General features: G+C 58.6%; 19 protein-coding genes. 10 read left to right on the forward strand and 9 right to left on the reverse strand.

Features of this window, described 5'->3' with window-relative positions:
* Window positions 1-169 precede the first annotated feature (169 nt).
* A complete protein-coding gene (gene sstT, locus ACA069_RS18335) occupies window positions 170-1,402 on the forward strand; it encodes a serine/threonine transporter SstT (RefSeq protein WP_497614765.1) in 1,233 nt (410 codons plus the stop codon).
* Between the two features lie 241 nt (window positions 1,403-1,643).
* On the opposite strand, the gene ACA069_RS18340 is transcribed toward sstT, so the two are convergent.
* Window positions 1,644-2,153 carry a DUF1993 domain-containing protein gene (locus tag ACA069_RS18340; RefSeq protein ID WP_497614767.1) on the reverse strand — a complete coding sequence of 170 codons (510 nt, stop codon included), beginning with the start codon at window positions 2,151-2,153 and terminating at the stop codon, window positions 1,644-1,646.
* A gap of 126 nt (window positions 2,154-2,279) precedes the next feature.
* On the opposite strand from ACA069_RS18340, the gene ACA069_RS18345 reads away from it, so the two are divergent.
* Window positions 2,280-2,924: a YceH family protein gene (locus tag ACA069_RS18345; RefSeq protein WP_187677655.1), complete on the forward strand. Its 645-nt coding sequence runs from the start codon at window positions 2,280-2,282 to the stop codon at window positions 2,922-2,924.
* A gap of 72 nt (window positions 2,925-2,996) precedes the next feature.
* Here ACA069_RS18345 and ACA069_RS18350 read toward each other — a convergent pair whose 3' ends face one another.
* The gene (locus tag ACA069_RS18350) at window positions 2,997-3,515 is read right to left on the reverse strand and encodes a cupin domain-containing protein (RefSeq protein WP_401268318.1); all 519 of its coding nucleotides are present in this window, start codon (window positions 3,513-3,515) and stop codon (window positions 2,997-2,999) included.
* Between the two features lie 111 nt (window positions 3,516-3,626).
* Window positions 3,627-4,445, reverse strand: a complete 819-nt coding sequence (locus tag ACA069_RS18355) for a shikimate 5-dehydrogenase (RefSeq protein ID WP_497614769.1) — start codon at window positions 4,443-4,445, stop codon at window positions 3,627-3,629.
* A 245-nt stretch (window positions 4,446-4,690) separates the two neighbouring features.
* Here ACA069_RS18355 and ACA069_RS18360 point away from each other — a divergent pair, with 245 nt between their 5' ends.
* The 3 genes from ACA069_RS18360 to ACA069_RS18370 all read left to right on the forward strand — a co-directional run bounded on the left by ACA069_RS18360 (window position 4,691) and on the right by ACA069_RS18370 (window position 5,760).
* On the forward strand, window positions 4,691-5,050 hold the full coding sequence (locus ACA069_RS18360) for a hypothetical protein (RefSeq protein ID WP_187677652.1): 360 nt from the start codon (window positions 4,691-4,693) through the stop codon (window positions 5,048-5,050).
* 230 nt (window positions 5,051-5,280) lie between these two features.
* Window positions 5,281-5,475, forward strand: coding sequence for a hypothetical protein (locus tag ACA069_RS18365; protein ID WP_497614771.1), 195 nt, complete (start codon window positions 5,281-5,283; stop codon window positions 5,473-5,475).
* A 102-nt stretch (window positions 5,476-5,577) separates the two neighbouring features.
* Window positions 5,578-5,760, forward strand: coding sequence for a hypothetical protein (locus tag ACA069_RS18370; protein ID WP_095190737.1), 183 nt, complete (start codon window positions 5,578-5,580; stop codon window positions 5,758-5,760).
* Here ACA069_RS18370 and ACA069_RS18375 read toward each other — a convergent pair.
* Complete coding sequence (locus tag ACA069_RS18375; RefSeq protein WP_187677650.1) at window positions 5,757-6,818, reverse strand: AI-2E family transporter; 1,062 nt, start codon at window positions 6,816-6,818, stop codon at window positions 5,757-5,759. The genes ACA069_RS18370 and ACA069_RS18375 overlap by 4 nt on opposite strands.
* A 261-nt stretch (window positions 6,819-7,079) precedes the next feature.
* Here ACA069_RS18375 and trhP point away from each other — a divergent pair, with 261 nt between their 5' ends.
* The gene (gene trhP, locus ACA069_RS18380) at window positions 7,080-8,417 is read left to right on the forward strand and encodes a prephenate-dependent tRNA uridine(34) hydroxylase TrhP (protein ID WP_497614773.1); all 1,338 of its coding nucleotides are present in this window, start codon (window positions 7,080-7,082) and stop codon (window positions 8,415-8,417) included.
* A gap of 135 nt (window positions 8,418-8,552) precedes the next feature.
* Here the strand turns inward: trhP and ACA069_RS18385 are convergent, their stop codons facing one another.
* Complete coding sequence (locus ACA069_RS18385; RefSeq protein ID WP_497614775.1) at window positions 8,553-9,266, reverse strand: FadR/GntR family transcriptional regulator; 714 nt, start codon at window positions 9,264-9,266, stop codon at window positions 8,553-8,555.
* 368 nt (window positions 9,267-9,634) lie between these two features.
* On the opposite strand from ACA069_RS18385, the gene ACA069_RS18390 reads away from it, so the two are divergent.
* Window positions 9,635-10,981, forward strand: a complete 1,347-nt coding sequence (locus tag ACA069_RS18390) for an MFS transporter (RefSeq protein ID WP_497614776.1) — start codon at window positions 9,635-9,637, stop codon at window positions 10,979-10,981.
* A 25-nt stretch (window positions 10,982-11,006) separates the two neighbouring features.
* Window positions 11,007-12,350: a glucarate dehydratase gene (gudD, locus tag ACA069_RS18395; protein WP_497614778.1), complete on the forward strand. Its 1,344-nt coding sequence runs from the start codon at window positions 11,007-11,009 to the stop codon at window positions 12,348-12,350.
* Between the two features lie 128 nt (window positions 12,351-12,478).
* On the opposite strand, the gene ACA069_RS18400 is transcribed toward gudD, so the two are convergent.
* Window positions 12,479-13,351 carry a LysR family transcriptional regulator gene (locus ACA069_RS18400; protein WP_497614780.1) on the reverse strand — a complete coding sequence of 291 codons (873 nt, stop codon included), beginning with the start codon at window positions 13,349-13,351 and terminating at the stop codon, window positions 12,479-12,481.
* Between the two features lie 160 nt (window positions 13,352-13,511).
* Here ACA069_RS18400 and ampC point away from each other — a divergent pair, with 160 nt between their 5' ends.
* Window positions 13,512-14,678 (forward strand): class C beta-lactamase, encoded by a 1,167-nt coding sequence (gene ampC, locus ACA069_RS18405; RefSeq protein WP_497614782.1) that lies wholly within the window; start codon window positions 13,512-13,514, stop codon window positions 14,676-14,678.
* A 64-nt stretch (window positions 14,679-14,742) separates the two neighbouring features.
* On the opposite strand, the gene ACA069_RS18410 is transcribed toward ampC, so the two are convergent.
* Both ACA069_RS18410 and ACA069_RS18415 read right to left on the reverse strand, forming a co-directional pair.
* A complete protein-coding gene (locus ACA069_RS18410; protein ID WP_497614784.1) occupies window positions 14,743-15,072 on the reverse strand; it encodes a DUF6124 family protein in 330 nt (109 codons plus the stop codon).
* A gap of 446 nt (window positions 15,073-15,518) precedes the next feature.
* Entirely contained in the window at window positions 15,519-16,088 is a 570-nt protein-coding gene (locus ACA069_RS18415) for a DUF4174 domain-containing protein (protein ID WP_497614786.1), read from the reverse strand.
* A gap of 207 nt (window positions 16,089-16,295) precedes the next feature.
* Here ACA069_RS18415 and ACA069_RS18420 point away from each other — a divergent pair, with 207 nt between their 5' ends.
* A complete protein-coding gene (locus ACA069_RS18420) occupies window positions 16,296-16,760 on the forward strand; it encodes a GNAT family N-acetyltransferase (protein WP_497614788.1) in 465 nt (154 codons plus the stop codon).
* A 45-nt stretch (window positions 16,761-16,805) separates the two neighbouring features.
* Here the strand turns inward: ACA069_RS18420 and ACA069_RS18425 are convergent, their stop codons facing one another.
* Complete coding sequence (locus ACA069_RS18425; protein ID WP_034154648.1) at window positions 16,806-17,591, reverse strand: sulfite exporter TauE/SafE family protein; 786 nt, start codon at window positions 17,589-17,591, stop codon at window positions 16,806-16,808.
* Between the last annotated feature and the right edge of the window lie 97 nt (window positions 17,592-17,688).

The raw sequence follows: 17,688 nt of genomic DNA on the forward strand, positions 1-17,688 counted from the left end.
CCTACGCTGTGATAAAGTCCGCGCCCTGAAAAACGTACAGCCTGTTCAACACCAAGTTTATTGGCGTTGATACAGCGTCAGCCCTTTCGGCTCGTGACGGTGGCCTGCCCCCGATTTTGTCACCGCGTTCACGCAGCCTTGCACCCTATAAAAAATCAGAGATGCCGTTATGACCGCTTCTTCCCCTTCGCTATTGCACCGCCTCAAGAACCTGAGCCTGGTCACGCAGATCCTGATCGGCTTGATCGCCGGCATCGCCCTGGCGATGTTCGCCCCGGACGCGGCGAAAGCCAGCGCCTTTATCGGCAAGGTGTTCGTTTCGGCGCTGAAAGCCGTGGCGCCGATCCTGGTATTTGTGCTGGTGATGGCCTCGATTGCCAACCACAAGCACGGCCAGGAAACCCACATTCGGCCGATTCTGCTTCTGTATCTGCTGGGCACGTTCGCTGCGGCGGTGGTCGCGGTGGTTGCCAGCATGACGTTTCCGTCGCACCTGGTGCTGTCCACCGACAACATTGCGGTGAGCGCACCGGGCGGTATCGCCGAAGTGCTGCAAAGCCTGCTGTTGAGCGTGGTCGACAACCCGGTGAGTGCGCTGATGAACGCCAACTTCATCGGCATTCTGGCGTGGGCGATCGGCATGGGCGTCGCGATTCGCCATGCCGGTGATACGACGCGCGAAGTGCTCGGCGATCTGTCCAACGGCGTCACCGTGATCGTGCGGGTGGTGATCCGTTTTGCGCCGCTGGGTATTTTCGGTCTGGTGGCTTCGACTCTCGCCACCTCAGGTTTCGGCGCGCTGATCGGTTACGCACACCTGCTCGCTGTGCTTTTGGGCTGCATGCTCTTCGTAGCACTGGTGATGAACCCGTTGATCGTGTTCTGGAAGTTGCGTCGCAACCCGTACCCGCTGACTCTCAAGTGCCTGCGTGAAAGCGGTATCACCGCGTTCTTCACCCGCAGTTCGGCGGCGAACATTCCGGTCAATCTGGAGTTGAGCAAACGTCTGGGCCTGCATGAAGACACGTATTCGGTGTCGATCCCGCTGGGTGCGACCATCAACATGGCGGGCGCGGCGATCACCATCACCGTGCTGACCCTCGCGGCCGTACATACCTTGGGCATTGCCGTGGACATTCCGACCGCCATCCTGCTCAGCGTCGTGGCGGCGATCTGCGCCTGCGGTGCTTCGGGTGTGGCCGGCGGTTCGTTGTTGCTGATTCCGCTGGCGTGCAGCCTCTTCGGCATTCCAAGCGAGATCGCCATGCAGGTGGTGGCGGTCGGTTTCATCATTGGTGTACTGCAGGATTCGGCAGAGACTGCACTGAACTCGTCTACTGATGTGCTGTTTACCGCAGCGGCTTGTTTGGGTGAGGAAGAGAAAGCTCAACGTACCGCGTAATCATCGCCGCAATGAAAAGCCCGCCGAGTTGTGAACCTGGGCGGGCTTTTTTGTGCCTGAGATCTTTCCCCCCTCACCCCAACCCTCTCCCCCCAAGGGGGCGAGGGGGAAAGGGAGCTGATTTGTGTGCTGTTCAAAACCTGAGTTCGACTCGATAGATCAGGTCGGCGTATCTCGAACAAACAATGCGATCAGTCCCCTCTCCCCTGGGAGAGGGTTAGGGTGAGGGGCTTCTGGTGTTTTAGAACGCGCCCATGTAATCGCGCTTGCCCACTTCAACACCGTTATGGCGCAACAGCGCATAAGTGGTGGTGACGTGGAAGAAGAACTGCGGCAAACCGTAAGTCAGCAGGTAAGCCTGACCGCTGAAGCGCTTCTCTTTTGGTGTGCCCGGACGGGTGACGATTTCGATGCCTTCCTTGCCATTGATCTGCTCAGGCTTGATCTCGCCGATGTAGGCCAGAACCTTGGCGATCAGCGCTTGCAGCTCGGCGAAGGTGGTTTCAATGTCGTCGTACTTCGGCACTTCGACTTCCGCCAGACGCGAGGAAACACCTTTGGCGAAATCGACGGCGATCTGCACCTGACGCACCAGCGGGAACATGTCCGGGTACAGACGCGCTTGCAGGAAGGCGTTCGGGTCGATGTTTTTCTCGGTGGCGTGGGCTTCAGCCTTTTTCAGCACATCGCTCAGGGCGTTGAGCATTTGTTGAAAAACCGGGACGGATGCGGCGTACAGGGAAATAGTCATGGCAGTCTCGTGGTAGTGGCTGGGTGGAACGTGGGGGCGATTATAGCCATGCTTGATGACCACACGGCTTGCCTTTTGTTTGGCAAGGATTAGGCTAGGCGCCTTCGACTGCTGAGGGAACGCGCGATGACCACTGAACAAGAATCCACCTTCGACGAGCCACGGCTCAATGCCACGGAAATCCGCATCCTGGGCTCGTTGATCGAGAAACAGGCCACCAGCCCGGAAACCTATCCGCTGACCCTCAACGCACTGGTCACGGCTTGCAATCAGAAAACCAGCCGCGAACCGGTGATGAACCTGACCCCAGGCCAGGTCGGCCAGAGCCTGCGTGCTCTGGAAGGACGCGGTTTTGCCAAGCTTGTAATGGGAAGTCGCGCCGACCGCTGGGAGCACAAGGTCGACAAGGCGCTGGAACTGGTGCCGGCACAGGTGATTCTGACCGGGCTGATGTTTCTGCGCGGTCCGCAGACCGTCAATGAATTGCTGACCCGCAGCGGACGCATGCATGAATTTGAAGATGCCGAGCAAGTGGTGCATCAGTTGGAGCGTCTCATTGCGCGCGGATTGGCTGTATTGATTCCGCGTCAGGCCGGGCAGCGCGAAGATCGCTACACCCATGCGCTGGGCGATCCGGCGGACATCGAGGCGATTATGGCGGCGCGGCAGAATCCGGGCGAACGCGCGAGCGGCGGTGTTTCCGTCGAGCGCATCGAAGAGCTTGAGGCGCGGATTGCAGCGCTGGAAGAGCGCCTGGCCCGACTCGAATAATCACCACCGCCCCCTGTTGGAGTGAGCTTGCTCGCTCCCACAGGTTATGCGCCTGTCTGCAAACTCGCCGCGTCACTCACCATCCCAATAATCAACCCCGTCCGCCTGCCGAGCCACCGCGACAAAGCCTGAAGCATTGCCCTGGGCATCAACCTTGAAGTTGTCCATCACCGCATATTTGTTCGAATCCGGGTATTCACAAATGTCCGGCTGCTGCTGAGTGCTGACCGCCAGATAACGCAGTTCAGCCACGCTGGTGTTGATGATCTGATGCGCCATTTCCGGACCGCCCGCTGGGCAGGCGATGACATCGCCGGCGCGGATCGGAAAACGCTCGGCGCCCAGACGCACCTCGCCTTCCCCGGCCACTACGTAAAACATCTCCTCATTGACCCGATGACTGTGAAAGGGACTGCCGCGCATGCCCGGCGGCAGTGCATACAGTCGATAACCGAGTTTCTGCGCGCCGAGTTGCTGGCCGATCCGGGCCATGCGCTGCTGATAACGTCCGGCAGTTTCGCCTTCGGGGGCCAAGGCTTCGGGCAGGGATTCGAGTTCGACCTGATGCAGATTGAGGATGGGCGGATGCATGCTGAACCTCGGTTTTTTTTGTGGATGGACAAGTCTGTGCTTGCTGGTCGAGCAGTATAGGCAACCGGATAATCGTGCCAGCGATGAGGCCCGACCAGTCAGCGCAACAATTCAGCTCCGGGCAAACGCCACCGCCGACTGAAACTGCTCTTCGGTCGGCCGCACGCCGGTGTACAACACAAACTGCTCCAGCGCTTGAATCGCGATCACTTCCAGCCCGGTAATCACCCGCTTGCCTTCTGCTCGTCCACGCACAATCAGAGGTGTTTCCGAAGGAATCGCCACCACATCAAACACGGTCTCAGACGCTTGTATCACCTCAGGCTCAAATGCCAGTTGCCCCGCTTCCGGGCCGCCGTCCATGCCCACCGGCGTCACGTTGATCAGCATCTGCGGGCGCTCATCGCCCAGCTCAGCCTGCCAGCGATACCCCAGCGAATCCGCCAGCGCACGTCCGGCGCGCTCATTGCGCGCGACGATCAAACCGTTTTTATAACCGCCATCACGCAAGGCACTGGCCACCGCTTTGGCCATGCCGCCACTGCCGCGCAGGGCAAAGGTCGAATCCTTGGGCACCGCGTGGGTTTCCAGCAGTTGTGCGATGGCGATGTAATCGGTGTTGTAAGCCTTGAGGTGGCCCTTGGTATTCACAATGGTGTTGATCGATTGGATCGCCGCCGCCGACGCATCCAGCTCATCGACCAGCGCAATGCAGGCTTCCTTGAACGGCATCGACACGCCGCAACCACGAATGCCCAACGCCCGGATTCCGCCGACCGCGCCGGTCAGATCCTGGCTGCTGAAGGCCTTGTAATAGAAATTCAGGCCCAGTTGCTCATACAAATGGTTATGAAAACGCAGACCGAAATTCCCTGGGCGCGCCGACAGGGACATGCACAGCTGGGTGTCTTTGTTCGGGTTCATCTGCATGAAACTTCTCCTTCAAACGCACTTTCGGATGGACGGGATTAGCCAGCCCATCGGGTTCTGTTCGATGATATCGCTCGTCTGCACCGGGCCTTGGCGGGCCGGTAAAGATGGCGGTACAGACCTTACACAAAATTTACTCAGCGGCCGTGCTGTTTTTCAAAATGTTGCTGTCTTAGAAGTATCCCCGCGACAACTTTGGGCCTGGTGCAGGCCCGGACGCCGGGTCGAAGAACCGAGGAACTATCATGATTCGTAAACTCCCCATTATGGCCTTACTGATTGGCGCACTCGCTGTCACAGGCCAGGCAGAAGCCGGTGGTGGCCATGGCTGGCAAGGCCCTGCGGTGTTTGGCGCGATCGTCGGCTCGGCCATCATCGGCTCGGCGCTGATCAACCAGGACCGACCGGTGTACGTGCAGCAACAGCCGGTTTACGTTCAACCGCAACCGGTTTACGTGCAACAGCCGCCACCACCGGTTTACTACCAGCCGGCGCCGGTTTATGTGCAGCAACCGGTTTACGTGCAACCGGCCCCGGTTTACTACGGCCCTCCCCGTGGTTATTACGGTCGCCCTCATGGCTACTACGGCGGCCCACGCTGGTAACAGAAACACAGAGCCCCGCTTTTATAGCGGGGCTTTTTTATGACCGTCGGTCGGCAGGCGTCTGAAAAAATCTCGCCAAGGTCGCTGTGAGGACAGTTTCAACAGCTAAAGTCGGCATGATGGATTTGACCGTTGGGAGCCAAACATTAAACGGTCATCTTTTTGTCATGACGGAACTGCAATCTGAATCCGTCCGCAAACAACAGGTTGATAACAACAAGGACGACTCTATGCCAACACAAAACCCGCACCGCATCGTCGGCCTGTGCACCTCAAATAAGGTGTACAGCGCGCTGACCGAACTCAAGCACCTTGAAGGGCACCGCTGCGCCAAGTTTCTTTCGCTATTGGCGGAAAACCTTGTGCACAAGGGCCTGCTCAATGAGCGTGAAGTCATGCACATGCTTGATCAAGTGGTCGATTGAAGCAGCCCTCACTGTTATCAATGACCACTATCAAAAGCGTTGATTGTCCCTGAGAACGGCAAATCCCTAAGGTAGCCCCATCGTTTGATGGAGGTATTTGTCATGGCTCAGGTTCAAATCATGTCGGTAATCGGCAGCGCCGTTCCCGCACCACTCAGAGAGCTGGGACTGCTCGCCTGTTGGTATGTGGTGCGCGACGGCGAAGCAATCAGCGGCCCGCTCACCTCATTGCCGGCGGCGCAGGCCTTGTCACAACAGTTCATCAGCGCTCCGTTTCACGCCTAAGGCAGTTGCACCTTGGGCTTGGTCTCGACGAACAGCGCCCAGCTGGACATGAACAGCGCCGCGATCAACGGCCCGATCACGAATCCGTTCAGGCCGAACACAGCCAGACCGCCCAAGGTCGAGATCAAAATCATGTAGTCGGGCATCCGGGTGTCCTTGCCCACAAGGATCGGCCTGAGCACGTTGTCCACCAAGCCAATCACGAACACCCCGAACAACCCCAGCACCACGCCCTGCCAGATCATCCCGCTGAGCAGGAAGTAAAGCGCCACCGGCGCCCAGACAATCCCCGCCCCCACCGCCGGCAACAGCGACAGAAACGCCATCAACACCGCCCACAGCAACGCGCTGGGGATGTCGAGAAACCAGAAAATCGCCCCGCCCAGCGCGCCCTGTGTGATTGCCACCAGCACATTACCCTTGACCGTCGCGCGCACCACCCGGTTGAATTTCAATTGCAAACGGCGCTTGTGATTTTCCTCCAGCGGTAAGGCGGTGCGCACCTTGCGCGCCAGTTCGGGGCCGTCACGCAGTAAGAAAAACAACAGATAAAGCATGATGAAAAAACTCACCACAAACTCGAACGTGCCCTGGCCAAAACTGAACGCCTGACTCGCCAGCACCTGGCTTCCCTGCATGGCTGACTTGACGATTTTTTCGCGCAGCGCATTGAGTTCGCCCATGCCGAACCGGTCGAGCAGATGCTGAAAGTATTGCGGCAGGCTGTGTTTGAATTGCGCCAGATACGCCGCGATATCCAACTCGCCGCTCTCGATATTCTTGTAAACCGTCATCCCCTCCTGCACCAGCAACAAGCTGATGATGATCACGGGCAGAATCGCGATCACCAGACAGATGCTTAACGTAAACAAAGACGTGAGGTTGCGCTGCCAGCCGAACTTCGCCTGCAAGCGACGCTGCATCGGCGCAAACAGAATGCCGAGAATCACCGCCCAGAACACCGCGCCGTAGAACGGCAACAGAATCCAGATAAAGGCCACCGTGACCAGCACCAGCAGCACCGTCAGGGATTTGAATTGAAGACTTTTTACGTTCATGTCCGATCCATGTCAGTCGGGCGTCAAACACGCCCGGTGCTTAGTCAGCCGTAGCGTGCACGAGTGCCATCTTTATTCATGGAGCATAGTTGCGGATCGGCGCGAGCCACGCAGCGAACGGGCAATTACACGATTGCGCGGCGGTCAGGACGTCGCCTGTTTCTGCACAGACCCACATCGCACCACTCGAACGTAGACCCAGATCAATAAACCCTGCCGGCAACCGCACTACCCTGCTGCGCTTTTGCGACAGATGCCGCCATGACCCTCACCGCCACCCTCGCCGCCCCCGAACTGCTCGCCCCCGCCGGCACTTTGAAAAACATGCGTTACGCCTTTGCCTACGGTGCCGATGCGGTCTACGCCGGTCAGCCGCGCTACAGCCTGCGAGTGCGCAACAACGAGTTCGACCACGCCAACCTGGCGCTCGGCATTCGCGAGGCACAGGCGCAGGGCAAGCGCTTTTACGTGGTAGTCAACATCGCGCCGCACAATGCCAAGTTGAAGACTTTTCTCAAGGACCTGGCGCCGGTCATCGAAATGGCCCCGGACGCGCTGATCATGTCCGACCCGGGGTTGATCATGCTGGTGCGCCGGCATTTCCCGCAGATGCCGATCCACCTCTCGGTACAGGCCAACACGGTGAATTGGGCGAGCGTCGAGTTCTGGCAACAGCAGGGCCTGAGTCGGATCATCCTGTCGCGCGAACTGTCGCTGGAGGAGATCGGCGAAATCCGCGAGCACGTGCCAACCATGGAGCTGGAAGTATTCGTTCACGGGGCGCTGTGCATGGCCTACTCCGGGCGCTGTCTGCTCTCGGGCTACATGAACAAGCGCGACGCCAATCAGGGCACCTGCACCAATGCCTGCCGCTGGAAATACTCGGCGCAGCAGGCTACGGAAAATCAGAACGGCGAAATCGTCCAGACGTTCCAGCCCGAACCGACGCTGGGTATCGGCGCCCCGACCGATCAGGTGTTCCTGCTCCAGGAAGCCAACCGTCCCGACGAATTGATGCCCGCTTTTGAGGACGAGCACGGCACCTACATCATGAACGCCAAGGATCTGCGCGCGGTGCAGCATGTCGAGCGCCTGACGCGCATGGGCGTGCATTCATTGAAGATCGAGGGCCGGACCAAATCGCACTTCTACTGCGCACGCACCACTCAGGTGTATCGCCGGGCGATTGATGATGCGGTGGCGGGACGTGTCTTCGATCGCAGCCTGATGACCGATCTGGAATCGCTGGCCCAACGCGGTTACACCGAGGGTTTCCTACGTCGCCATGTGCATGACGAGTACCAGAATTATCTGAACGGCAGCTCAGTGTCGGAGCGCCAGCAGTTTGTCGGCGAGTTGACGGGTGAGCGGCGTGATCGACTGGCCGAGGTCAAGGTGAAGAATCGTTTTGCGCTGGGTGATCATCTCGAGTTGATGACGCCCAAGGGCAATTTTCAATTTGATCTGGATGAATTGCAGAACCTCAAGGGTGAGGCGATTGAGGTAGCGCCGGGGGATGGGCATACGGTGTATGTGCCGATTCCGGATGCGGTGGATTTGCGCTTTGGGTTGTTGATGCGGGATGTGGCGGGCGCTTGAAGGCCCCTGTAGGAGCTGCCGCAGGCTGCGATCTTTTGACTTTGATTCTTGAAAACAAGATCAAAAGATCGCAGCCTGCGGCAGCTCCTACAGGGGCGGTGGGACCCGGTAAATTCTTCGCGCAACCAACGGCGATCAGCCCTGCGCACTGAACCGGTCGCGGCTGTTGGTCAAGTGCAGCCACATCGCCGCGCGCGCTGCATCCGCATCCTGACGCCTGATGGCATTCAGAATCGCCTCGTGCTCCAGATTGGCCAGTTGCCCGAGCTTGCTCAAATCCGCCGCGCCCCGCTCGGCGGCGTTGACGCGGGTGCGGGGAATCATCGCGCTGCCTAAATGCTGCATGATTTCGCTGAAGCAGACATTACCGGTGGCCTCGGCAATCAACAGATGAAAGCGTCGATCCGCCTCGACGCAACTGTCGTTATTGGCCAGCAGACGTTGATAGTCATCCAGTGCCTGACGCATCTGCAGCAATTGCTGCTCGGTACGCCGTTGCGCGGCCAGCGCGGCCGCTTGCGTCTCCAGGCCCATGCGCAATTCGAGAATGCTGCGCACTCCAAGCGCCGTATCGACGTTCAGCCGCAGTCCCTGCTCCGGCGCACGCTCGATCACAAACGTGCCGATGCCGTGCCGCGTCTCTACCAGCCCCGAAGCCTGCAACTTGGAAATTGCCTCGCGCACCACCGTGCGGCTGACACCGTGCTCCTGAACGATCGAGTTCTCCGAAGGCAGCTTGTCGCCGGGCGACATCTGGCCGAGCAGGATGCTCTGGGTGAGTTTTTCCACCAGATCGTGGGCCAGGTTGTGCGCGCGTTTGCGGGCTGGGGCATCGAGGTCATCTTGCATGGGTTATTCCGTGTTCGGGACTTGCGGATCGTAGCACCGGGCAAAGGGGTGACGAGATTGATTTTAGATCCGAATCGCCAACACTACTTGTATGACAACACTCAATAATCCGAAAATATTTCACGTTTACTCAGCGCTTCCCTGTAACCGACCACCCCCTCCGCTAAAAATACCCAAGCCTAAGAAAACCTGCTAAACCCAATAAAAACAGGAATAAAATCAAAAAAAGCATAAAAAAATCACTCACAAGATAAATTTAATAGGCACTGCCCACTTGTAGGACAAAAAAATCAGGTTGTATGATGTCTATCAACAACGCATCACCCAAGACCTACCCCGCATAAAAATAATCAGTGGGAGAAAACCTAGTGAAAACCTCCATCTCCGGGATGAACGAGGGCGTTGATCCAACGCTCGCATCGGCCATCTCGAAAGTGAAACGCCACGTTCTGCCGCTCTTCGTGATCATGTTCATCGTCAATTACATTGACCGGGTGAACATCGGTTTCGTCCGTACCCACATGGAACACGACTTGGGTATTGGTGCCGCCGCTTACGGCTTCGGCGCCGGTCTGTTCTTCATCGGCTACGCGCTATTCGAAGTCCCCTCCAACATGCTGCTGCAAAAAATCGGCGCACGAATCTGGCTGACCCGCATCATGTTCACCTGGGGGCTGGTCGCCGCCGGCATGGCGTTCATTCAGAACGAAACCCACTTCTACATCCTGCGCTTTCTGCTCGGGGTGGCCGAGGCCGGGTTCTTTCCCGGCGTGATTTACTACTTCACCCGTTGGTTGCCCGGTGTCGAACGCGGCAAGGCGATTGCGATCTTCCTCAGCGGTTCGGCCATCGCCTCGTTGATCTCCGGCCCGCTGTCCGGCCTGCTCCTGCAAATCAACGGCCTGGGCATGCACGGCTGGCAATGGATGTACTTCATTGAAGGGATGTTTTCGGTGTGCCTGTGCGTGTTCGTCTGGTTCTGGCTCGACGCCAAACCCCACGACGCGAAATGGCTGACCCGCGCCGAACAGGACGCGTTGGTCAACGCCATCGACGATGAACAGAAGGCTCGCGAAGCCGCCACACCGATCCGGCCATCGATAGGCAAACTGCTCAAGGATCGCCAGATCATCCTGTTCTGCCTGATCTACTTCTTCATCCAATTGACGATCTACGCCGCGACCTTCTGGCTGCCGAGCATCATCAAGAAAATGGGCGACATGAGCGACTTCCAGGTCGGGCTGTTCAACTCGATTCCGTGGCTGCTGTCGATTATCGGCATGTATACCTTCGCCACGCTCTCGGCCAAGTGGAAGCACCAGCAGGCGTGGGTCGCCACGGCGCTGTTGATCGCGGCCGCGGGGATGTTCATGTCCACCACCGGCGGGCCGATCTTCGCTTTTGTCGCGATCTGCTTTGCGGCGCTGGGGTTCAAGTCCGCCTCGTCGCTGTTCTGGCCGATTCCGCAGGCCTATCTGGACGCGCGGATCGCCGCTGCAGTGATCGCATTGATCAACTCGGTCGGCAACCTCGGCGGCTTCGTCGCACCGACCACCTTCGGCCTGCTCGAAGAACACACCGGCTCGATTCAGGGCGGCCTCTATGGTCTGGCTGCGACCTCGATCATCGCCGCGATCATCGTGTTCTACGCCCGCACCACAGCGAAACCCGCAACAGTTGCCGCCGTGGTCGATACCGCGCCGAAGCACGCCTGACTTTCCGTTTCCAGGGATAAAAACAATGAACGCACACGACACCGCCAAAGCCCCGATCATCACCGACATGCAAGTCATCCCGGTGGCCGGCCACGACGGCATGCTGCTCAACCTGAGCGGCGCCCACGGGCCTTTCTTCACCCGCAATATCGTCATCCTCAAGGACAACGCCGGCCATACCGGCGTCGGCGAAGTGCCCGGCGGCGAACGCATTCGCCAGACCCTGGAAGACGCGCGCAGTCTGGTCATCGGCAGCCCGATCGGCACCTGGCAGAAGATCCTCAATCAAGTGCGCCAGACTTTCGCCGACCGCGATGCCGGCGGCCGGGGCCTGCAAACCTTCGACCTGCGCATCACCATTCACGCGGTCACCGGCCTGGAAGCCGCCCTGCTTGATCTGCTCGGCCAGCACCTCGACGTACCGGTCGCGGCGCTGCTTGGCGAAGGTCAGCAACGCGATGAAGTGAAGATGCTTGGCTATCTGTTCTACGTCGGCGATCAACGCGAAACCGACCTCGCTTATCGCAGCGAACCAGACGCCGAAAACGACTGGTTTCGCGTGCGTCACGAGAAGGCCATGACCGCCGAATCGGTGGTGCGTCTCGCCGAAGCGGCCCACGCCAAATACGGTTTCAAGGACTTCAAGCTCAAGGGCGGCGTGCTCAGCGGCGATGCGGAAATCGAGGCGGTGACGGCATTGGCCGAGCGCTTTCCTGATGCGCGCATCACCCTTGATCCGAACGGGGCGTGGTCACTGAAAGAAGCGATCCGTTTGTGCCGCGATCAGCATCATGTGCTCGCCTACGCCGAAGATCCGTGCGGTGCGGAAAACGGTTATTCGGGTCGCGAAGTCATGGCCGAATTCCGCCGCGCCACCGGACTGAAAACCGCCACCAACATGATCGCCACCGATTGGCGCGAGATGGGCCACGCGATCCAGTTGCAATCAGTCGACATCCCGCTGGCCGACCCGCACTTCTGGACCATGCAGGGCTCGGTGCGCGTGGCGCAGATGTGTCATGAGTGGGGCCTGACCTGGGGCTCGCATTCCAACAACCACTTCGATATCTCGCTGGCGATGTTCACCCATGTCGCCGCTGCCGCACCGGGCGATATCACCGCCATCGACACCCACTGGATCTGGCAGGACGGCCAGCGCCTGACCAAGGCACCGCTGCAGATTGTCGGTGGCTGCGTGCAGGTGCCGAAGAAACCGGGGCTGGGTGTCGAGTTGGACATGGATCAGGTGGCCAAGGCTCATGAACTCTATAAAGGCATGGGCCTGGGCGCACGGGATGACAGCGTGGCGATGCAGTTTCTGATTCCGGGGTGGAAGTTCGATAACAAGCGGCCGTGTCTGGTGCGCTAAGGTTTTTTGGAACCACCACCAGTCCCTGTGGGAGCGAGCCTGCTCGCGAAGGCGGTATAACAGCCAACACTTCTGTCGACTGACACATCGCTTTCGCGAGCAGGCTCGCTCCCACAGGGGGCTCTGTATTAACCAGAGACTTGTAACAACCAGTTCTTGAAGGCGAGCATCGCCGCCGTCTCCGGCCGCGACTGCAATCGCGTCAACCAATAACTCCCCGTGGTGATCTCGATCGCAAACGGCTGACAAATCGCCTCCGCCGCCAGTTGCCGCGCGAACATCAGCGGCGGTGCCAACGCCACCCCGCCGCCCTGCAATGCCGTTTCCATCATCGCCAGCGACGAGTCGAAGACGACGCTCTGCGGCGGTGCCGCCTGAGTCGCCATACCCGCCGCCTGAAACCACTCCGGCCATTCATCCGTGCGATAGGAACGCAGCAACGTCTGCTGCAACAGATCCCCCGGCGCGTGCAATTGCCGGGCGATTTCCGGGACGCACAGTACCGACAGCGGCGCTTCCAGCAGACGGGTCGCCTCAATGCCGTGCCACGCTCCGGCGCCAAACCGGATCGCGTAATCCAGCCCTTCGGCGGCAACATCCACACGATTGTTGTTGGTCGACAGCCGTAAATCTATGAGCGGATGTTTCGCCCGAAAGTCCAAAAGCCTCGGTAATAACCAACCCACGGCAAAGGTGCCCACCGCGCCCACGGTCAACATCTCGCGATGCTGTCCGCCGGCGAGGCGTTCCAGAATCTGCGCGATATGATCAAACGACGTGCTCAACACCGGCAGCAAAGTTTCGCCTTCACTGGTCAGCATCAGCCCGCGGGGCAGGCGTTTGAACAGGGTGACGTTGAGCTGCGCTTCAAGGCTTTTGACCTGATGACTGACGGCAGCCTGGGTCACACACAACTCCACGGCAGCGCGGGTAAAGCTCAAATGACGCGCCGACGCTTCGAAGGCGCGCAGTGCGTTAAGCGGCAATTGTGGTCGAATCATGCCCTGCCCCAAATTTTTCTAATGGCTCATCCGAGATTTCATCGTTTGTCGACGAATGCCAGACTGCCTAAATTGTCGGCGCTGATCAGCCGCCTAACGTTGCAAATGCCCGCAGTCTAGCGGGATAACACCCTCAACACTCATGGAAAGTGGTTCATCTATGTCATTCATCAACCCGAGCAAAGTCATTTCCTGTAGCGCTTTCGGCCTGTTCTTCGGCGCCGCGACCTGCATGGCCGCACCGCAAACCGACGAACAACTGCAAGCACTGGTCAAAGGTGCCGTTACGCCTGTGATGCAGCAGCAGAACATCCCCGGCCTGGCCGTTGCCCTCACCATCAACGGCAAACCGCATTACTTTAACTACGGCGTCGCCGCCAAAGACACCGGGCAAAAAGTCAGCGAAAACACTTTGTTCGAAATCGGTTCGGTGAGCAAAACCTTCACCGCGACACTGGCCGGTTACGCTCAGGCCACGGGTAAACTGGACTTGTCGACCAAGGCCAGCCAGGTTTGGCCCGAGTTGAAAGGCAGCGCCTTCGACAACATCAGCGTGTTGCAATTGGGTACTTACAGCGCCGGCGGTTTGCCGCTGCAATTCCCCGCCGAGGCGGATTCGGCGGACAAGATGCTCAGCTATTACCAACAGTGGAAACCGGTGTATCCGGCGGGCAGCCATCGGCTGTATTCCAATCCGAGCCTTGGGTTGTTCGGTTATCTGACGGCGAAAAGTCTGGACCAGCCATTTGATCAGGCCATGAGCGAAACCCTGCTGCCGAAACTCGGCCTCAAGCACACCTTCGTCAAGGTGCCCGCGTCCGAAGCCAAGCTCTACGCTCAGGGTTACAACAAGAATGACCAACCGGTTCGGGTCAGTCCGGGCGCGCTGGATTCCGAAGCCTACGGTATTAAAACCAGCGCGGCGGATCTGCTGCGTTACGTCAAGGCCAACCTGAAACCGGCCAGCCTTGAAGCGCCGCTGCAAAAAGCCATCGCCGCGACCCACACCGGTTACTACACCGTTGGCGACATGACCCAAGGCCTGGGCTGGGAAATGTATCGCTACCCGACCAGCCTCGACCGCTTGCTGGCCGGTAACTCGACGCCAATGGCCATGGAGGCGCATAAGGTTCAGTGGCTGACTCCGCCGCAACCGCAACCCGACGATGTGTTGCTCAACAAGACCGGCTCCACCGGAGGCTTTGGTACTTACGTCGCGTTCGTGCCGAGCAAAGACATTGGCATCGTGATCATGGCCAACAAAAATTATCCGATTGCGGAGCGAGTGAAGATCGCGCATACGATCCTCAGCGCTGTTGCTGACTGACCGGATTTATAGCGGGCATAAAAATGGGCGACCTGCTGAGGTCGCCCATTTTTTTATCACCATTTCAAGCCTGGAAAATGGCTTCCGGCGGATCGAGATTGTCCAGCGCGCGGTTGACCAGCAACTCGCCGACCACTGCCAACTGCTGAATCGACAGAGCGAGACTGCGCTGCGAATCGTCGAGTTTGCAGGCCATGTCGGTGGTCAGGACATTGAGTGAAGCGAGTGTTTCGCAAGCGTGGGTCAGTAGCGTGGGGGTATCGATGTCGGGGCGGATGGTGAAGACGTAGCTGACGGGATCGGGGTGATGCGGGTGGCGCAGGCGTGTGTTGCGGGAGTCGAAGGATCCTGAATCGGTTGAGGATTCGGGGGGATTCGGTGTTTGTTTTTTCATGTGAAAAGTTCTCTATTGAATTTTATGGAGCCACCCAAATCACTTCCACATGACAGGTGGCAGCTGTACGCAGGTGTGGAAGACCTGGGAGAGAACGAAACCCCGGCGCACTCGAAAGTGCTCCCGCGCACAGCCGCCATAAAACGCGACAATGTTGACATAAAAAATGTCTACCTGCGCTTCATGAAAGCTTGCTTCATTCTCTACCCAGCGGACTTCCACATCCGACCACTGTTTTTTTCAGCGGCCAAAGAAGGTTATCCCCCTGCCCCACAGCGCACCAGTTCACCAACGCCGCCGCGCCTTGCAGGAAATATCCACGGTAGACGCAGGCCTTTGCCTCAGACATTTCTGTAGGAATATGCTGCAACGACTTTTTGATCAGCACGCAATAAAAAATGGGCGACCTCTAGAGGTCGCCCATTTTTTTGATTCACGCCATGCCATCAATCATCCGGCATTTCCGGCGGCTTGGTCGGTTTCGCAGGCTTGGTCGGTTTAGTCCCTTTTGCACCTTTGGCCGGTTCAGGCTCGGCGGCGGCCGGGGCCTGAGCGGCGGCTGCAGCGGCCGCTTCCTTCTCGGCCATTGGCATGGCGTCGATGGTCTCGAAGATTGTCTTCAGGTCCACCGACTTTGACTCATCCCCCGAACTTTCGAGCTTTTTCTCACCGTCTTTACCCACCAGAATCACTTTAGGCAAAGCCCCGGCGCCAAGTTTAAGGGAGCGGATCAGCGCCATGGTGTCTTGCTGCCCCATGTCCTTGCCGTCGAGTTGGCCGGACATGTTGAGGATGGTGTAGACCTTGATGTTGCGGTCGGCGACGCCCTTTTTGTTGGCCGGGTCCTCCAGCGACTTTTTCAGGCTCACCCACACGGGGTCGACGGTGCTTTGCGCGATCACGATCAGCGGACGGGCGCGACCCATGTCTGCGGCAATCGGCGAATCGTTGTCAGCGGCGAACAAGGGGCCGGCAATCGCCAGCAAGAGTGTCAGGGTCAGTGACCTGATGAGCATGCGCATCTCCTTTTGATATCCACGCTCTACTGATTGCGCATCGTGGCGATTGTTCCGGGTGTGTCTGGCAAATATGTGTCGCCTTGTCAGAAGCTTAGGTCAGGACCGGTATTGCGCAACCGCCTGCGCGCAATCGTGACGCGGATTTGATTACCTTTTGTTAGCGCATTAGGGTGGCGGTTCTGCCCACGAAATGGAGTTCAATGCATGCACATCGAATACCTGTGCGATCACCCCGAATTTGTTGAAGAACTGGCCGAACTCAACTTCAAGGAGTGGGGTGAATTCCGCCCCGGCGATACGCTTGAGGCCCGCACCGAACGCATGCGCAAAGCCTGCGGCAAAGGCGCAATCCCCAGCGTGGTGGTGGCCATTGAAGACGGCAGGCTACTCGGTGGCGCGCTGCTGATCGACAGCGACATGAAGGCACGTCCCGAGCTGACGCCCTGGCTGGCCGGGGTTTATGTGAAGGCAGAGGAACGTGGACGCGGGGTTGCTTCGCAACTGGTCAATCGGATTGTCGAAGAGGCCAAGGCGTTGGGAGTGCCGCAGCTATACCTGTACACCGACGCGGCAAAATCGTTGTATGCGCGATTGGGTTGGGAGGTGGTTGAGGAACTGGTCTACGAGGATTTGCCAGTGACGATCATGAAGTTCGTCATTCAACGTTGAGCCTCGGGTGAGGGAGTTGCTCCCTCACCCGAGTGAGTGCGCCGATCAAAACGCCAATTTGTAACCGATCAACACCAGCATCGTCGCCAGGCACGGGCGCAGCACTTCATCGGAGATGCGCCCGGTGAGGTGGCTGCCAAGCCAGATGCCCGGCAGCGAACCGACCAGCAAAAAGCCCAAAACGCCCCAATCCATATTGCCCATGCTCGCGTGGCCGAGGCCTGCGACGAGGGTCAACGGCACGGCGTGGGCGATTTCGGTGCCGACCAGACGGCGAGTCGGCAGCAGCGGATAGAGGATGAACAGCGCGACGGTGCCGAGGGCGCCGGCGCCAATCGAAGTCAGGGCGACCATGGTGCCGAGGATCAGACCGGTGATCACGGTCATCACATTGAGCCGCGAACCGCTCGGGTTGTAGTTGCCGCCGGCGCGTTTGTGGGCGAAATCCAACAGTCGTTTCTTGAAGAAAATCGCCAGCGCGGTAGCGAACAGGACGAAACCCAGCGCCTGTTTGATGATGGCGTTCATCGCGTCCGGCGCGGTGTGCAGGGTGCTGAGAAACCACAGGGTCATGGCCACCGCCGGCACGCTGCCGAGGGTCAGCCAACCGGTGATGGCCCAGTCGATGTTCTTGTTCTTTCTATGGACGAGCACGCCACTGGATTTGGTAATGGCCGCGTACAACAGGTCGGTGCCCACCGCCGTTGCAGGGTTGATGCCGAACCACAGCAGAATCGGCGTCATCAACGAACCGCCGCCGACACCGGTCATGCCGACAATAAAACCCACCACCAGCCCGGCAATCACCAGGCCGAAATTTGCCAATTCCATTAAGACGTCCAGAAAAACGACAGGAAAAATCTGGCCCGCAGCATAGCGATTTTTCTTATAACCACCTATATCGATACGGTCTATCGTTATGCCTTTC

The organism is Pseudomonas sp. LBUM1652, from assembly GCF_059716105.1.

Excerpts from the sequence above, each read along its gene's own strand:
- ACA069_RS18415 (WP_497614786.1), bottom strand. The coding sequence starts at position 16,088 with ATGCTCATCAGGTCACTGACCCTGACACTCTTGCTGGCGATTGCCGGC.
- ACA069_RS18385 (WP_497614775.1), bottom strand. The coding sequence starts at position 9,266 with ATGCAAGATGACCTCGATGCCCCAGCCCGCAAACGCGCGCACAACCTG.
- ACA069_RS18410 (WP_497614784.1), bottom strand. The coding sequence starts at position 15,072 with ATGAAAAAACAAACACCGAATCCCCCCGAATCCTCAACCGATTCAGGA.
- ACA069_RS18375 (WP_187677650.1), bottom strand. The coding sequence starts at position 6,818 with ATGAACGTAAAAAGTCTTCAATTCAAATCCCTGACGGTGCTGCTGGTG.
- ACA069_RS18360 (WP_187677652.1), top strand. The coding sequence starts at position 4,691 with ATGATTCGTAAACTCCCCATTATGGCCTTACTGATTGGCGCACTCGCT.
- ACA069_RS18370 (WP_095190737.1), top strand. The coding sequence starts at position 5,578 with ATGGCTCAGGTTCAAATCATGTCGGTAATCGGCAGCGCCGTTCCCGCA.
- ACA069_RS18400 (WP_497614780.1), bottom strand. The coding sequence starts at position 13,351 with ATGATTCGACCACAATTGCCGCTTAACGCACTGCGCGCCTTCGAAGCG.
- ampC (WP_497614782.1), top strand. The coding sequence starts at position 13,512 with ATGTCATTCATCAACCCGAGCAAAGTCATTTCCTGTAGCGCTTTCGGC.
- ACA069_RS18420 (WP_497614788.1), top strand. The coding sequence starts at position 16,296 with ATGCACATCGAATACCTGTGCGATCACCCCGAATTTGTTGAAGAACTG.
- gudD (WP_497614778.1), top strand. The coding sequence starts at position 11,007 with ATGAACGCACACGACACCGCCAAAGCCCCGATCATCACCGACATGCAA.
- sstT (WP_497614765.1), top strand. The coding sequence starts at position 170 with ATGACCGCTTCTTCCCCTTCGCTATTGCACCGCCTCAAGAACCTGAGC.
- trhP (WP_497614773.1), top strand. The coding sequence starts at position 7,080 with ATGACCCTCACCGCCACCCTCGCCGCCCCCGAACTGCTCGCCCCCGCC.
- ACA069_RS18350 (WP_401268318.1), bottom strand. The coding sequence starts at position 3,515 with ATGCATCCGCCCATCCTCAATCTGCATCAGGTCGAACTCGAATCCCTG.
- ACA069_RS18425 (WP_034154648.1), bottom strand. The coding sequence starts at position 17,591 with ATGGAATTGGCAAATTTCGGCCTGGTGATTGCCGGGCTGGTGGTGGGT.
- ACA069_RS18340 (WP_497614767.1), bottom strand. The coding sequence starts at position 2,153 with ATGACTATTTCCCTGTACGCCGCATCCGTCCCGGTTTTTCAACAAATG.
- ACA069_RS18345 (WP_187677655.1), top strand. The coding sequence starts at position 2,280 with ATGACCACTGAACAAGAATCCACCTTCGACGAGCCACGGCTCAATGCC.
- ACA069_RS18355 (WP_497614769.1), bottom strand. The coding sequence starts at position 4,445 with ATGCAGATGAACCCGAACAAAGACACCCAGCTGTGCATGTCCCTGTCG.
- ACA069_RS18365 (WP_497614771.1), top strand. The coding sequence starts at position 5,281 with ATGCCAACACAAAACCCGCACCGCATCGTCGGCCTGTGCACCTCAAAT.